The organism is Aliinostoc sp. HNIBRCY26 (assembly GCF_050235535.1).
Lineage (GTDB): Bacteria > Cyanobacteriota > Cyanobacteriia > Cyanobacteriales > Nostocaceae > Trichormus.
Genome location: NZ_CP189852.1, coordinates 5,265,432 through 5,281,419 on the forward strand (window position 1 = coordinate 5,265,432; position 15,988 = coordinate 5,281,419).

The 15,988-nt window shown below is 41.8% G+C and carries 9 protein-coding genes and 1 CRISPR repeat array; of the genes, 6 read left to right on the plus strand and 3 right to left on the minus strand.

Annotation, left to right across the window (positions count from 1 at the left end):
- Positions 1-68: 68 nt before the first annotated feature.
- Both ACQFX9_RS22340 and cobN read right to left on the minus strand, forming a co-directional pair.
- Positions 69-1,322, minus strand: a complete 1,254-nt coding sequence (locus tag ACQFX9_RS22340) for a peptidoglycan-binding domain-containing protein (protein WP_427158589.1) — start codon at positions 1,320-1,322, stop codon at positions 69-71.
- A 14-nt stretch (positions 1,323-1,336) separates the two neighbouring features.
- The gene (gene cobN / locus ACQFX9_RS22345) at positions 1,337-5,383 is read right to left on the minus strand and encodes a cobaltochelatase subunit CobN (protein WP_427158591.1); all 4,047 of its coding nucleotides are present in this window, start codon (positions 5,381-5,383) and stop codon (positions 1,337-1,339) included.
- Positions 5,384-5,475: 92 nt separating this feature from the next.
- Between cobN and ACQFX9_RS22350 the strand changes: the two genes are divergently transcribed.
- The 6 genes from ACQFX9_RS22350 to ACQFX9_RS22375 all read left to right on the plus strand — a co-directional run bounded on the left by ACQFX9_RS22350 (position 5,476) and on the right by ACQFX9_RS22375 (position 14,675).
- A complete protein-coding gene (locus ACQFX9_RS22350) occupies positions 5,476-7,407 on the plus strand; it encodes a GAF domain-containing sensor histidine kinase (RefSeq protein ID WP_427158593.1) in 1,932 nt (643 codons plus the stop codon).
- Positions 7,408-7,535: 128 nt separating this feature from the next.
- Positions 7,536-8,228: an N-acetylmannosamine-6-phosphate 2-epimerase gene (locus ACQFX9_RS22355; protein ID WP_427158595.1), complete on the plus strand. Its 693-nt coding sequence runs from the start codon at positions 7,536-7,538 to the stop codon at positions 8,226-8,228.
- Between the two features lie 335 nt (positions 8,229-8,563).
- A CRISPR array of direct repeats spans positions 8,564-9,492; the repeat unit is 37 nt; unit sequence GTTTCCAAACATCTTTTCCCCGCAAGGGGACTGAAAC.
- Positions 9,493-9,604: 112 nt separating this feature from the next.
- Positions 9,605-10,510, plus strand: coding sequence for an MbnP family copper-binding protein (locus tag ACQFX9_RS22360; protein WP_427158597.1), 906 nt, complete (start codon positions 9,605-9,607; stop codon positions 10,508-10,510).
- Positions 10,511-10,542: 32 nt separating this feature from the next.
- A complete protein-coding gene (locus tag ACQFX9_RS22365) occupies positions 10,543-11,703 on the plus strand; it encodes an MbnH family di-heme enzyme (RefSeq protein ID WP_427158599.1) in 1,161 nt (386 codons plus the stop codon).
- Positions 11,704-12,012: 309 nt separating this feature from the next.
- Positions 12,013-13,179 (plus strand): ABC transporter permease DevC, encoded by a 1,167-nt coding sequence (gene devC / locus ACQFX9_RS22370; RefSeq protein ID WP_427158601.1) that lies wholly within the window; start codon positions 12,013-12,015, stop codon positions 13,177-13,179.
- Positions 13,180-13,202: 23 nt separating this feature from the next.
- The gene (locus ACQFX9_RS22375) at positions 13,203-14,675 is read left to right on the plus strand and encodes a cyclic nucleotide-binding domain-containing protein (protein WP_427158602.1); all 1,473 of its coding nucleotides are present in this window, start codon (positions 13,203-13,205) and stop codon (positions 14,673-14,675) included.
- Positions 14,676-14,677: 2 nt separating this feature from the next.
- On the opposite strand, the gene ACQFX9_RS22380 is transcribed toward ACQFX9_RS22375, so the two are convergent.
- On the minus strand, positions 14,678-15,874 hold the full coding sequence (locus tag ACQFX9_RS22380; RefSeq protein WP_427158604.1) for an ABC exporter membrane fusion protein: 1,197 nt from the start codon (positions 15,872-15,874) through the stop codon (positions 14,678-14,680).
- Between the last annotated feature and the right edge of the window lie 114 nt (positions 15,875-15,988).

Consider the following 15,988-nt stretch of genomic DNA (forward strand, 5'->3'; position numbering starts at 1 on the left):
TTGCAAATTACTATGCGGAGGTAAATCAACTGTTACAAATTGATACAAAGCAAATACGGGAGTGGGTGCTAAAAGCGTCCACTTCTAATATCGTTGAGGCTGATGCCATAGAATTCCTGTGCTAGTCTGATGGCATTTTTGGTATCTTCTGCCATTAGTCCATTTAGTTGACCTTTATAGAATCCTCTGGCTTGCAGTCTGCGTTGGATTTCTAAAACACTAAAATCGCCTTTTGGTGTTTTGTTAACTAAGCTATACAATTTAGCTCTGGTAGTCGGGCCAGCAACGCCACTGACAGCTAAATAGTTTTCGGCTTGAAATCTTTTAACAGCATCTGCGGTATAAGAGCCAAAATAGCCATTGGGTTGTCCCTGCAAATACCCAGCTTGGATTAATTGTTCTTGTAAGACTCGCACTGCTTCACCGCGATCGCCCATTCTAAGTTGATCCTTGGTAGTATTGGCAGTGCTAGTATTGGCAGTGCCAGTATTAGCTGTCTGTCTAGGGGGAGAAGTTCTACCACCTACACCCAATGGAGGTAGTTTCGCTAGTGTCGCTGGCCCTACAACCCCATCAACGTCTAATTTGTAGGCAGTTTGAAACCTTTTGACGGCTTCTTCAGTCACCGGGCCAAAAATGCCTGTGGCATTACCATAATAAAACCCAGCTACTCGCAGACGTTCTTGCAGAATTCTCACCTCTTGACCTTCATCACCTGAAGCAAGATAGTTGGGATTTTGGCGTTTTGTAGTGACAGAACTAGCTACTGTAGTCTGTCTAGGGCGCGTATTGGTGTTAGTGCTGGTTTGTCTGGGGCGTGTAGTAGCTGTGGTGCTGGTGCGAGTTTGTGTGTTGTTAGTAGTTTGTCTGGTTGTTGTCCTATTACTTACAGGGGTAGCTGTGAGTGGTTGACTGATGACTGTCGCTGACGGCCACTTATCCAATCTTTCTAAAGTGCTGGTATTGACAATACCATCAACAGGTAAACCTGCTGCTTCTTGAAAACGCCGCACAGCCGCTTCTGTATTAAAGTCATAAACTTGGGTAATTTGTTCACGATAAAAACCTGCGGTGCGTAGCCTTTCTTGGAGATTTCTGACGGATGGCCCTTGATCTCCCCTTTCCAATGCCCAAACGCTGCTAACACTGCTTAAAACCGCTAATGTCAGAGCAAGAGGTAACATATGCTTCCAAGCTCTACTAGACAGACGTTGCCAATTGGGTAACGTAGCTTTATCTAGTAGGGGAGTAAAAGAAACAAACTCACTAGATTCGTTTCCTTCGTAGGCGGAAGCTAGATGTAAATACGCGATATTGTCCATAGTTCTTACACCACTTACCTTTCTTCAATCGCTGCTTCAGCTTGATGTACTAAACTGCGTAAATTTTCTAGTGTTTGTATATTTACATCCTGCCATAAACCGCGCTTGTGTGACTCTAATAATTTTTCCGCAATATCACGTAGAGCATGGGGATTTTTATTTTGAAGAAAATCACAAACTACTGGATCAAGTAAATAAGCCTGCATCACACCTTGATACATAAAGTCTTCCACGCATCTAGCCGTGGCATCATAGGCAAATAAAAAATCTACAGTTGCTGAAAGTTCAAATGCACCTTTGTAGCCGTGGCGCATCATCCCCTCAATCCATTTGGGATTAACTACACGGGAACGATACACCCGTGCAATTTCCGTTTTGAGTTGGCGGACGCGTGGTTGGGATGGAATGGAATTGTCACCAAAATAAGTTTCAGGATTTTGGCCTTGAATAGACCGCACAGCCACCGTTAAACCACCTTGAAACTGATAGTAATCATCGGAGTCGAGCAAATCATGTTCGCGGTTGTCTTGGTTGTGCAGCACGATTTGCATTTGGGCTAATCTTTGGGTGAAGGCTTCGGGGTTGGGGAGTGGGGAGTGCTGAGTGCTGAGTGCTGAGTGCTGAGTGGGGAGTGCTGAGTGGGGAGTGTTGAGTGTTGTTGTCTCCTCTGCGCCCCTGCCCTCTTGCACCCCTGCCCCTTTGCTCTTGGAAGAATAGGCGTAAGAACTCCAGTTAATGTAAGCTTGGGCTAAATCTTGGTCGGTTTGCCAGTTTTGGGAGTCCATTAAGCCTTGGAGTCCTGCACCGTAAGCACCTGGTTTAGAACCAAAGATGCGATAGTGCGATCGCTCTATGGCTGTTTCTATACTTAAGCCTTGTTGTAACCAAAACTCAGTATCAAGTTTGACTTGGGCAGCTACAGGATTTTGTTCTGGGGGTTCATCTAGGGCGGCGACGGCGTTGACGGCTTGGTCAAATAAATCGATTAAGTTGGGAAAGGCATCACGGAAAAAGCCGGAAATACGTAAGGTGACATCGACACGGGGTCTTCCCAAAATGCTCAAAGGCAAAATTTCTAAATCGATCACTCGCCGTGCTGCTCCATCCCACACAGGCCTCACACCTAGTAAAGCTAACGCCTCAGCGATGTCGTCCCCTCCTGTCCGCATGGTAGCTGTTCCCCACACTGATAAACCTAGTGTCTTGGGATACTCACCATGTTCTTGAGTATAGGATTCAATTAAGTTTTCGGCGGCTTTTCTGCCTACATCCCAGGCTGTTTCTGTAGGGATGGCGCGAATATCTACAGCGTAAAAGTTTCTGCCTGTGGGTAAAACTTCCGGTCTGCCCCTAGTAGGTGCGCCTGATGGTGCGCTGGGGACATATTTCCCATCCAATCCCCGCAACAAATTTGTGATTTCCATGTGGGTTTGTTGTAAAGCAGGGAGGAGTTTGGTACTAATCCAGTCGAGAAGGTTGGGGACTGGGGATTGGGGACTGGGGATTGGGGACTGGGGACACTTCGACAAGCTCAGTGCTTCGCTGGGGACTGGGGATTGGGGATTGAGCAAAAACTCTCCCCCTGCCCCCTGCCCCCTGCCCCCCTGCCTCATAATCTCTTCTACTAACACTGCTGCATACTCTTCCAGGATGGTAACGGCATCGCCTGCGGTGCGGCAGAGATGGGGGGTTTTTTGGGCTAGGATTTGTTTGTCGGTTGGGGATAATTCGCTGCTAAAATCGGCTGCAAGGGGGTCGATTTCTAAACCCCAGGCATTGGCTAATACTCTGGTAATTCCTGGGGAATGGCGGTTAGGAATACGGGCGATCGCGACAATTAAATCCCGTAGTTGTCTACCTTGGGGACATTGCCCAAAAATATGCAAACCATCGCGAATTTGTGCTTCTTTTAATTCGCATAGATAACCATCTATTGAATTCAAAATGTCTTGTTCGTCTTTAATCCCTAAATCTTGATAAAGATTTTCTTGGATGATTAGTTGTTGGATGCGATCGCGCAATGTGGGTAAACGGGAAGGATCTAAACTTTCGGCTTCATAATATTCATCAATTAAATTTTCCAGTTGTTGCAAAGCCCCGTAAAGTTCAGCGCGAGTCATCGGGGGCGTGAGATGGTCAATAATCACCGCTTGGGCGCGACGTTTAGCTTGTGAACCCTCACCTGGGTCATTAACAATAAATGGATACAAGTGAGGCATTGCACCAAAGGCAACTTCAGGGTAACAGGTATTAGATAATGCCAGACTTTTACCAGGAAGCCATTCTAAATTCCCATGTTTTCCCACATGGACGATAGCATCAGCCCCAAAACATTCCCGCACCCAATAATAAAAAGCTAAATAGTTATGAGTCGGTTCTAAATCCGGTGCGTGATAATTCACACTAGGGTCAAAGTCATAACCCCGTGATGGCTGAATACCGACGAATACGTTACCGAGTTGAATACCAGGAATGGGGCATGGGGCATGGGGCATTGGTATAAAATTCCCCTTGTCTCCCTTGTCTCCCTTGTCCCCCTTGTCTCCCAGTCCCCAGTCCCCAGTCCCCCATCTCTCCCCAATACCCTGCTGTACTGCTGTAGGTAAAGAGGCGAAATAGCCTTGATATTCTTCTATCGAAAGGCTTTGCCGTATCGGTCGCCAGTCTCTACCTTCTGGATCATTGGTGACACCAGATGTTAAACGGGTGATTAATTCATCACTATTAGTGGGGGGATTTTCCACTATATAGCCGCTTTGCTGCAAGGCTTGGAGGATTTCTATACAACTAGCGGGTGTGTCTAAGCCAACACCATTGGCTAAACGTCCGTCGCGGTTGGGGTAATTGGCTAAGATGAGAGCAATTTTGCGTTCTTGGGGTGGTTTTTGCCGCAGTTTTACCCAGTTAGCCGCTAGTTGAGCGACAAATTCAATGCGATCGCTGACTGGTTCATAGACTACCACATCAGTTTCTAAGTCAGGATTGCGAGTTTGTACTGTCTTAAAGGAAACTGCACGGCTAATAATTCTACCATCTACTTCCGGTAGTGCGACATTCATAGCAATATCACGGGGAGAGAGTCCTTGTGATTGTGTTGACCACTGCTCTAAAAATCCACCACTTAAAATCACTTGCAATACAGGAACATCTAATTTCTCCCATAGTTCAGTCTGAGGTGTTTCTGTATCTAACCGTGCCAAAGAAAAACTTGTGGTGTTAAGTAATACTGCAACTTGCTCTGAGTCTTGGGGTTGGAAAAACTCCATCAACTCTGCTTGCACTTCAGGGTCACGCAAAGAAGAAACAAATATCGGTAAAGGCTGCAAGTTTTTCTGACATAAAGCCGCACACAACGCATCAATAACTTTAGTATTCCCCGCCAAATAGTGAGCGCGGTAGAATAATATGCCGATTTTGGGAATAGACAAGGGAGACAAGGTAGAGCCAGTAGACAAGGTAGCTATTTTCTCCTTATCCCCCTTGTCCTCCCAGTCCCCAGTCCCCAATCCCCAATCCCCCACATACACCCCCACACGGGGAACTCGTTGCGGTGGTGCTGGGTTATATGCGGTTGCTAAACATTTATCACTAATAAATTGCAAGGCGTTAACAAAATTTTCTACGCCACCTTCATGGAAATACTGCCATATTTGATTAACAGTGGACACAGGCAAGGTAGACTGAGAAAACAATTCAGGATCAAGCGCATCGTCTCCTGGCATTACAATTAAATTTATGCCATTACGTTGCACAATTTCTTGCACTATTTCTAAACCGTAAGTCCAATAGGAACGTCCTCCTATTAGGCGTAAAATAATTACTTGGGCAAGTTCTAAAACTTGTTCAGCGTAAGTATCAATGCTAATTTGTTGCTGTAATAGCAATAAATTAGCTACTCTCAAAGCAGGAAATGTTGCAGGTAATTGGGGAACTGCGGCCGCCAGGGTTTGGATGTCGGTATCAGCAGCAGTAATGAAAACAAAGCTAGCTGGAGTTTGTTCTAAAAAAATGACACCTTCTGACTGATTCAATCCTACCGATGTGGTACTTATACGATGCATAATCCTGTATTACCGCTTTAAACTGTTGGTTAGAAAATAATCAAACAAATATTTCTGCCTAACACCCCACCCCTCTTACACAGCCATTGACAATGCTTAGTTCTCCTGATTTGAGCTTTTCTCGAAGTGTACCTGTAGTTGTGTTTAATCAACTTGGGGAATTGTTGCAGCAGATGGCTTGTGCAGTGGAGACTGCTGCTTTGGTATTGACAGAGGCGATTTTGTCTAGAGTTCGTGTTCCTGTGGAGTGGGAAAGACAGAAGTTTACGTTAGTAGTATCTGAGCGTTTTAGTGCTTTACTTGTAGGTGAGCAAGAACAACAAAGTCAGTTATGGGAAGAAATTTTACCTTTAAGTACGGATGGAGATAATTCTTCAGCTTCATTACTCCATACTAAGCTGACATTTAATTTAGATGCGATCGCCTCCTTCATTTCGCAGTTGCAAGACTTGTTTGGATGTGATTCTTATACTTACCAACATTTAGACAACTATCGCCAAGTTCTGCAACCTAATGATGTTACACTACAAAGTCAATTTTCCTTATTGTTATTAGAATATTTTTTACCACATTCACCATCGGAGTCAACAACATCTACACTTAAAAATGTACCAGAATTTTATAGTTGTCAGCCGATAGAAGATGCCCTCAAAAAACAAATTTCTCAAGAGAGACTGCTAAATCAAGTAACAACTCAAATTCGCAAAAGCCTAGACTTGTCAGTCATTATGACAACGGCGATCGCCCAAGTCAGAGAGTTTTTAGAATTAGATAGATTAGTAATATATAAATTTGAGAAGGCGCGAGTCAATAATTATAATTCCCTACATCCAGGCATCCAAAAATTACAGAAATATGGGGGTTGTATAGTTTATGAAGCTAGGGCTACAGAGACAATTCCCTCAGTATTACATTATCAGGAAGAAACTTGTTTTAGTAAAAATTCCTCATGTTGGGATAAATATCGCCAGGGTTTTACCTTGGTTGTGGATGATGTAGAAAAAACTTATGCCCTAGAAGGGTGTTTCTTAGATTTTCTCAGACAAAGCCAAGTCAGAGCTAAATTAGCAGCACCGATTATTTTTGAAGATAAACTCTGGGGTTTATTGATTGCTCATCAATGTTACAATCCTCGTCAGTGGACTGAGAGCGATAAAAGTTTACTGATTTCCATTGCTGAACAATTAGCGATCGCTATTCATCAGTCAGAATTAATGCGATCGCTCACTCAAGAAAAACAAACCCTAGAACAGCGCGTTATAGAACGCACAATGGCTTTAAGAGACGCTTTACTCGCCGCCGAAGCCGCAAGTCGTCTAAGAAATGAATTTTTAGCCACCATCAGCCATGAATTACTCACGCCATTAACTTACGTAATTGGAATGTCTTCGACTTTATTACGCTGGCCTTTGGGTGAATTGAGTCAACGACAACGGGATTATTTACAAACCATCCATGATAGTGGCGAACATCTTTTAGAAATGATTAACGATATCCTCGATTTATCTCAAATTGAGGCGGGTAAAGCTGTTTTAAACCTGGGAGAATTTTCTTTAGTCAAAATTGCCGAGAATACTATAGAATCCTTACTAGAGAAAGCCCAAGCTGAACAAGTCAGCCTAAAATTAGACTTGCAAATTGACCCCAAACGCGATCGCTTCACTGCTGATGTTACCAGAGTAGAACAAATCCTCTGGAATTTATTAACCAACGCCATTAAATTTACCCCAGAAGGCGGCAGCGTCACCTTACGTTTATGGGTAGAAGACGACACCGCTATTTTTCAAATCGAAGATACAGGTATAGGTATTCCCGATAACCAATTACCGCGACTATTTGAAAAATTTCAACAACTCGACACCCCCTATCGCCGCCGCTACGAAGGTACAGGATTAGGTTTAGCCTTAACTAAACAATTAGTAGAACTACATCGGGGACGCATTGAAGTAGAATCCACCGTAGGTATAGGCTCAATTTTTACAGTCTGGATACCATCACAGCAGATGGGAGCATTAAGTCATTAGTCATTAGAGATGTCTATAAATTCAAGAGTTATCTTTCTGCGTTCTTCTTTGCGTCTTTGCGCCTTTGCGTGAGCTTTCAAATAGTATTGTTAGCAAAACCAAAGTATTTATGCAAGAAGTCTACTGTGATGTCAAAACTTCCAATTCCTGATTTCAATCAAGGACTCATCGTTTCTTGTCAAGCACCAATTGATTCACCATTACATGAACCATCGGTAATTGCTGCAATGGCTGAAGCGGCTATCAATAACAGTGCTGTGGGTGTGCGTATCGATACACCAAATCATATTCGTGCTGTGCGTCAAAAAAATACAGCACCAATTATTGGTTTATGGAAGCAAATCACCACTGGCTATGATGTGTACATTACTCCGCAATTTCACCATGCTGTAGCTGTAGCGGAAGCGGGGGCTGATATCATTGCCATAGATGCCACAACTAGAAAGCGTCCTGGTGATGAGACTATAGCAGATATCATCACTCGCATTCATGAGGAACTGGGTAAACCCGTAATGGCTGATGTTGACACTATCGCCGCAGCAAAGTTTGCCGTGGCGGCTGGTGCAGATATGGTTGGGACAACGCTTTACGGTTACACTGCTGTTACTCAAGATTTATTTCCTCCTGGCTGGGAACTGCTGACACAGATGGTAGAACAGTTAGATGTTCCTGTGATTTGTGAGGGTGGAATTTCTTCACCGCAAATGGCGCGAAAGGCTTTAGATTTGGGTGCTGATGCTGTGGTAGTAGGTACGGCTATCACTGGAATTGATTTGCAAGTCAAAGCTTATGCTTCTGCTTTGCTGATTAATTTTGATTAAGTTGTAATTATGTGATTTTTCTGTTCAAAACCTGATACACATAGACTTTCTGTAAGGTTGGTATCTTGTTTACCTACAAAAAAATCCTCGACAATAGCAAATAGTCATTTTATGATTATGGAATCAGCTTGATGTTTGACGAGTCGAAGCGGGGTCAAAAACCCTGGGGATTCGTCAAAATCGCCAGAACCTTGACAACATAATAATTACAGCGTTTCAATAATTCGGGAAGTTGCGAATTACTCGCAATAAGGTGGGCTGAAATCGACCTAATTTTGCGATTCGTCAAAATGCTTCCCAGGAAGCTTGCTCTATCTCAGTTTCAGTACCGAGCTGTTTCCAAACATCTTTTCCCCGCAAGGGGACTGAAACTTAACACTAATGCCACGGCTTACGAGATTAAAGCTATGTTTCCAAACATCTTTTCCCCGCAAGGGGACTGAAACGATAGATTTATCATGAAAGCTATCTCTACCAAAGCCGGGTTTCCAAACATCTTTTCCCCGCAAGGGGACTGAAACAATAACGCTCAAGTTTCTTACCGTAGGCTGCATACATTTGGGGTTTCCAAACATCTTTTCCCCGCAAGGGGACTGAAACTGGTCGGTGGACAAGGGAACAATTAGAAGCACTGAAGGTTTCCAAACATCTTTTCCCCGCAAGGGGACTGAAACAAAGCTTATTAAAAGCTATTCCCTCTATAATCTGACGTTTCCAAACATCTTTTCCCCGCAAGGGGACTGAAACAAGAACTAGCTGATTTTCTTGAAACTGCACCCCAACGTTTCCAAACATCTTTTCCCCGCAAGGGGACTGAAACTTTTACCTTGTCCAGATGCAGGGCGACCTACCTTTTTAGGTTTCCAAACATCTTTTCCCCGCAAGGGGACTGAAACCAATATCTATTATTTGACTAAGTTTTTGACTAGATAACGTTTCCAAACATCTTTTCCCCGCAAGGGGACTGAAACACAAAGCAGGCGATCGCATTAAGTAAAACCCGCGATGTTTCCAAACACCTTTTCCCCGCAAGGGGACTGAAACGGTTTGAGTCGTCCCCACTCCATTGGTCGCCAGTTGGTTTCCGAACATCTTTTCCCCGCAAGGGGACTGAAACATCGCAGTCTGTAAACTTTCTGGAAAATTTTTCAGGTGTTTCCAAAGACATTTTCCCCGCAAGGGGACTAAAACAATGCAATACGTTTACCGTCGCATTCGCATAATAACGTTTCCAAACATCTTTTCCCCGCAAGGGGACTAAAAAAGAGCGCAGAGTTTGACGGATTGTCATTTGACTCAGCGATTAGTCGCAAATTAGGATGATTTCTGAGAAAGTCCTGGGGAAACTGAATCTACGAGGCAATCAAGGAAAAATTATGCAGTTGGCTACCAAACTAACAAAGAGTGCGCTAGTAACAATTGCTACTACTACCACCACCATAATTTTTCATCATGCTCTAGGTTTAGCCTCTGCTGCTCCAAACCAAGAAATTACGATTAAATTTGCCGCGAAAGTTGCTCAACAACCCTTTGAGTGTGGCAAAATATACACTTTAGGTAAACCAGCCACTAAAGTCACTGCTTCTGACTTCCGCTTCTATGTTTCTGATGTGGCTTTGATTGATACTAATGGCAAAGCTACACCCCTAACTTTAACTCAGGATGGCAAGTGGCAATACCAAAATGTAGCCCTGCTGGACTTTGAAAATAAAACTGGTAGTTGTGCTAACGGCACAGTAGAGACAAGAAACCAAGTAATTGGTACTGTACCCCAAGGCAAATATCAAGGATTGCAATTTACTTTAGGTATTCCTTTTAACCTCAACCACGCTGATTCTGTAACAGCCGAATCACCCCTAAATCTCACTTCATTATGGTGGAATTGGTTATTTGGGTACAAATTTGCACGCATTGATTTGGAAAGCGCAAAGCATAGTGCTAATGTCAAGCATGATCAGCCAAACCATCAGGCTTCAGGTTTCCCTATTCACTTGGGTAGTACCGCTTGTCAAGCTAGTGAAGGTAGTCAGAAACCATCAAAGTGTAATAACCCCAATACTGCAAAAGTCGTCATTGCTAAATTTGATCCCAATAAAAATGTAGTGGTTGCTGATTTAGCGGCGTTGGTAGCAAACACAAATTTAACAGTCAATCAACCAAATACCCCTGCTGGTTGTATGTCGTCGCCTGATGATCGTGACTGTATCAGCATTATGGAAAATTTTGGTCTGCCATTTGGTGGTAAATCTACTTCTAGACAGAAATTTTTTAGGCTGGAATAGTATTTACCAGATTGTTTTGTGTCTTGTTTCCGATGAAATTAACTCGCTGGTTGACTCTAGCTATTATTTGTCTGTTATCTATTTGCTTGTCAGTTGGACTGAGTAGGGTTTTGGCTGTATCCTCAACTTCAGAATATGACTGGAATCTTCCGGCTTGGATGCCAAAACCAATTGTGCCGGCTGATAATCCCATGAGTCCTGAAAAAGTAGAATTAGGACGACACCTATTTTATGAAAAACGCCTGTCAATTACAGGTGAATTTTCTTGTGCTGCTTGTCATATCCAAGCACTGTCTTTTACTGATGGTAAGTCGGTAGCTGTGGGGGCGACTGGAGAAAAACACCCCCGTAGTTCGATGAGTCTGGCTAATATTGGTTACAATCCGGTTTTGACTTGGGCTAACCCTTTCATGACAAGTTTAGAACATCAAGCCCTCATACCCATGTTTGGTGAGCATCCAGTGGAAATGGGTATGTCAGGAAAGGAACAGCAAATATTAGCAAGGCTGCGGAATGACTCTCAATATCGACAGATGTTTACAGATGCTTTTGGTAATACTAAAGATGCAATTAGCCTCAGCAATGTAACTAAAGCCATAGCTGCTTTTGAACGGACTTTGATTTCTATAAATTCTCCCTATGACCGCTATCGATTTGGTAATGAGCAAAATGCTATTTCTGCTGCGGCTAAACGAGGTGAGAAATTATTTAATAGTGAACGCCTAGAATGTTTTCACTGTCATGGTGGGATTAATTTTACAGATTCAATCACACATCAAAGGTTAGCTTTTGTAGAAACTGCTTTTCATAATACTGGACTTTATAATATTGATGGTAAAGGAGCTTATCCACCAAATAATACTGGTGTTCATGAAATAACTGCTCTACCCTCAGATATGGGTCGTTTTAAAGCTCCGAGTTTACGAAATATTGCTTTGACTGCTCCATATATGCACGATGGAAGTATTGCGACTCTCTCAGAAGTTATTGACCATTACAAAGCCGGTGGGAGGACTATTCATAGTGGTCAGTTTGCAGGTATAGGTAGTCAAAACCCTTGGAAAAGTAAATTTATTTCTGGGTTCGATTTATCTGCTAGTGAAAAACAAGATTTAATAGCATTTCTGCAAAGTTTGACTGATGAAAAGTTTATTAATAATCCTGCATTTAGTGAGCCGCATCATCAGCAGTGAAATAGTCAAAAATTTGCAACTGACTACTGGCGTGGCAAGGCTCAACCCAACCTATAGGAATTCGATTTAATTTTTGAAAAAATCTAAGTATATGTAGTATATGTAGGGTGTGTTAGGCATAAACCGTAACGCACCAAATGCCTTGGTGGTAGGTGCGTTACGCTGTCGCTAACACACCCTACGTATCTGTTCAAAAATCAAGTAGGAATCCTATCATTTTCTGTGAACTGAACCGCATTGAGTGATAGAAAACGCATAAAATTGGGAAATTTAAGATTAATCTATTCAAATTGACATACAAAAGTTTACATGAATTTTTTGGGCAGAGTCCCGTTAGCTTGGTTGCAATTGACTCGCTATAAACTACGTCTAGTTGTAGCGATTTTAGGTATTGCTTTTGCAGCTATTCTGATTTTTATGCAATTAGCCTTTTTAGATTCTCTCTATGACAGCCAAACAGCATTGCATAAACTCCTCAAGGCTGATTTGGTTTTAATCAACACTGATATGAAAACTTTGGCTAACACTGGGGATTTTTCCCGCCAATATTTATATCGCGCCCTCAATTTTAGGGAAGTTGAATCTGTAAATTATGTCTACCACGCGCGAGATGATTTCCGCTATGGCAGTGTTCGCGGCGGCAAAGGAATTATTATTTTAGGGATTAACCCAGATAATGTTCCTTTTGAGATTAAAGACTTTCAGACAGTTGCTCATCTTTTAAAAGCTAGAGGCGTTGTTTTATTTGATCGCAACTCCGATGCAAAAGAATATGGCAGTATTTTTCAAGATTTGCAACCAGGAAAACCAATTGCGGCTGAAATTGCTGGGCATCAAGTTTGGATTAGTGGCTTAGTAAATTTTGCTGGTGCTTCTTTTGCTGATGATGGTAATTTGATTACCAGTAGTATGACTTTTAACTATCTATTTCCTCACCGTTCATCTAATAATATTACCCTGGGCTTAGTGACTCTTAAACCAGGAGTAAATTTACAGGCGATCGCTCAACAAATCCGCGCTCAACTTCCCCGCAAAGTGCGGTTGATGACACGCCAAGAATTTATCGAATATGAAAAGCATTATTGGGCTACTAGTGCGCCCATTGGATTTGTCTTTACTACGGGGGTTTTTGTCGGTTTCTTAGTAGGAGTAATTATTGTTTATCAAATTCTTTATGGCGAAATTACCGACCATTTACCAGACTACGCCGTTCTGAAAGCTAGAGGTTATAAACATCGTTTTTTCTTAAATATTTTGTTTCAAGAAGCATTGATTTTGGCAGTTTTGGGTTATATTCCTGGTCTAATCATGTCTTTGGGATTATATGCCATTGTCAATAGTGCTACATCTTTACCGATGAATATGACATGGCCGCGAGCTTCTCTGGTGCTGTTATTAACAATAATAATGTGCTTTACTTCTGGTTTTGTGAGTATGAATAAGCTCAGAGATTCTAATCCTGCTGACCTGTTTTAAATTAGTAATTAATCTGAATTATTGTGCTGAATCAAAAAGTTATTTCTATTCAAAATCTCAATCATTTTTTTGGGGAATCCGCACTCAAAAAACAGATTTTATTTGATATTAATCTCACCATTAAAGCCAAGGAATTTGTCATTTTAACTGGCCCTTCTGGTTCAGGAAAAAGCACATTGCTCAGTTTAATTGGTTGTCTACGCTCCGTACAACAAGGCAGTTTAAATATTTTAGGACAGGAACTCAACGGTGCAACCAAAGAGCAATTAGTCCAAATGCGCCGGAATTTTGGTTATATTACCCAATCCAGTAATTTACTCGATTTTTTAACAGTCCAGCAGAATATTCAAATGTCTTTGGAACTACAGCCGGATTTTGCTGTACAGGCGGCGCGGGCGAAAACAGTTGCTATTTTAGAATCTGTAGGATTAAAGGAAAAAATCGATGTTTATCCTAAAAATCTGTCTGGGGGACAAAAACAACGGGTAGCGATCGCTTGTGCTTTGGTAACTCAACCCAAGTTGGTACTCGCTGACGAACCAACAGCCGCCCTGGATAAATCATCAGGACGTAATGTTGTCGCTTTAATGCACCGTTTAGCCAAAGAACACAACAGTGCTGTTCTCATGGTGACTCATGATCATCGCATCCTGGATTTGGCTGATCGGATTGTTCATGTGGAAGATGGCAAACTCGGTTTAGCTTTAAACCAAGAACTGTCTTTGATGTTACCTGGTTTTGATGAAGCCTTGCTAGAAAAAGCCAACACTAAACCCACTGTGTTGACTTACGCATCCGAGGAAATCATTGTTCGTCAGGGAGAACCAGCCACGAAATTTTATATTCTGCTGGAAGGGGATGTAGAAGTTTTTCAAGATTTCCCCGATCAGCCGACTCGCTTGTTAAATCGGCTGAGTCGTGGAGATTATTTTGGGGAAGTTGGTTTGCTGCGGGGTGGAAAACGTACAGCAACAGTGCGTGTCACCAAAAATTCAGAAGTGAAAGTGATGGTGATTGAGGAAGAATTATTTCAGTTGTTCGTGAATAACTCAGAGTTGACTAGTAATGATGTCGTTCGTCGTTTGCATCAACGGGTGATGACAAGTCATTTATCCAAAGCCTTACCCAATGTTGATCCATCAGAAATTGTGGCGATCGCTTCTCAATCTAAGGGAAGTCAATACAAAGCCAATTCTATTATTGTTCAACAAGGTGAATTTGGCGATCGCGTCTACTTGATATTAGAGGGAGAAGTGGAAGTATCTGTGATTGATCAAGGGGAATCCAGAACAATTCAACTCAAATCAGGTGAATATTTTGGGAATGTACAATTTTCCGGTAGTCAAAATTATCCTGTGAATCTTCGAGCCATAGCTTGTACTGACGTTGAATTGATGGCGATTCATCGAGACAGTTTTTGTAATTTGATTTTAAAATCCAATACAAATTCCGATACCGTAGCTGCTGCACTCCACCATCAATTTCTCAACTTTTGATTTCAATTAATCTGAATTGAGGCTCTAACTTGTAACTTATTCAATGTCCTCACCCGTTCGCTGTCATCGGGACGCAGGCGAATTTTCACTTTCACGATTCTAACATCAGCTTTGGCGGTGGGATCATCATTAATAATTCCTGGCTGTTCAATTTGCAATCCAATTTGATCTACCTCTCCTTTGATTTCTCCAGTAAATCCACCATATTCACTAACAATTGTTGCTTCCTGACCAATTTTTACATAATGAATATCACTTTCGTAAACTTCTGCAATCACATACATTTGTTGTGTTTGTCCAATATCAACAATCCCTTTACTACCTACAACTTCACCAACTCTGGTGTTGATATTTAAAATCTGCCCAGCCACGGGTGCTTTCACATAAAGAGATTCTAAGTCAACTTTTGCTTTTTCTAATTGAGATAAGGACTCATTCAATTCTGCTTTAGCAACTAAAATATCTGTGGGTTTGACATTATTTAAACTATCTAATGTTGCTTCCGCAGCTTTTACACGTTCCTTACCTGTACTAACTTGTTCGCTGAGGTTAGCTTTGGCTTCTTGCAATTTTTGCTGCTCAATTTCTACTTGCAAACGTCTAGTTTCTGTTTCTGATACAGAAACCGCTCCTTTATCCAATAAATCTTTGTAGCGTTGATAATTATCTTTGGCTTTGCGTAATTCCAGTTCTTGACGAGCAATTACAGATTGTTGTACCTTGACACCTTCAACTAATTGTGATTGTGTTTCTGCGACTTTTTTGCGTTGAGCTTCAATTTGTCCAGATTTTTCACCAGCTTGCACTTGCGCTAAACGCGATCGCGCTACATTTACTTTGGCTCTAGCATTTTCTACAGAGGCTTGATATTGATTCACATTATCCATAACTGCAATAATTTGGTCTACACTCACTTGTTCACCTTCTTTTACCAACAGTTTCGCTAAACGTTGATTTGAGCTTGTCGCAGACAGGTGAATAATATCGCCTTGCGGTTCTAATCTTCCTAAAGCTGTAACACGAACTATAGACTGTTGATTATTTGATATTGCTGGTAAATTATTCTGATTGGTGTTTGTTGATTGTCTACGTAAATTTACAGCCCAGAGAATACCAATGCTGCTAATAATAGATAAAACTAAAGTAATTGTCCTCAGACTAAATATCCATTTATTCTGACCAGATGCTATTTTAAACATGATTTTCACCAAGAAACTATTTTGTTATTTGCGCCATTATTTAAACAATCAAAGTAGTTTTTGGTATTAGACTGACTGCCATAAAATTTTTCATACAGGATATTATTCTCAGTT

Excerpts from the sequence above, each read along its gene's own strand:
- ACQFX9_RS22340 (WP_427158589.1), bottom strand. The coding sequence starts at position 1,322 with ATGGACAATATCGCGTATTTACATCTAGCTTCCGCCTACGAAGGAAAC.
- cobN (WP_427158591.1), bottom strand. The coding sequence starts at position 5,383 with ATGCATCGTATAAGTACCACATCGGTAGGATTGAATCAGTCAGAAGGT.
- ACQFX9_RS22350 (WP_427158593.1), top strand. The coding sequence starts at position 5,476 with ATGCTTAGTTCTCCTGATTTGAGCTTTTCTCGAAGTGTACCTGTAGTT.
- ACQFX9_RS22355 (WP_427158595.1), top strand. The coding sequence starts at position 7,536 with ATGTCAAAACTTCCAATTCCTGATTTCAATCAAGGACTCATCGTTTCT.
- ACQFX9_RS22360 (WP_427158597.1), top strand. The coding sequence starts at position 9,605 with ATGCAGTTGGCTACCAAACTAACAAAGAGTGCGCTAGTAACAATTGCT.
- ACQFX9_RS22365 (WP_427158599.1), top strand. The coding sequence starts at position 10,543 with ATGAAATTAACTCGCTGGTTGACTCTAGCTATTATTTGTCTGTTATCT.
- devC (WP_427158601.1), top strand. The coding sequence starts at position 12,013 with ATGAATTTTTTGGGCAGAGTCCCGTTAGCTTGGTTGCAATTGACTCGC.
- ACQFX9_RS22380 (WP_427158604.1), bottom strand. The coding sequence starts at position 15,874 with ATGTTTAAAATAGCATCTGGTCAGAATAAATGGATATTTAGTCTGAGG.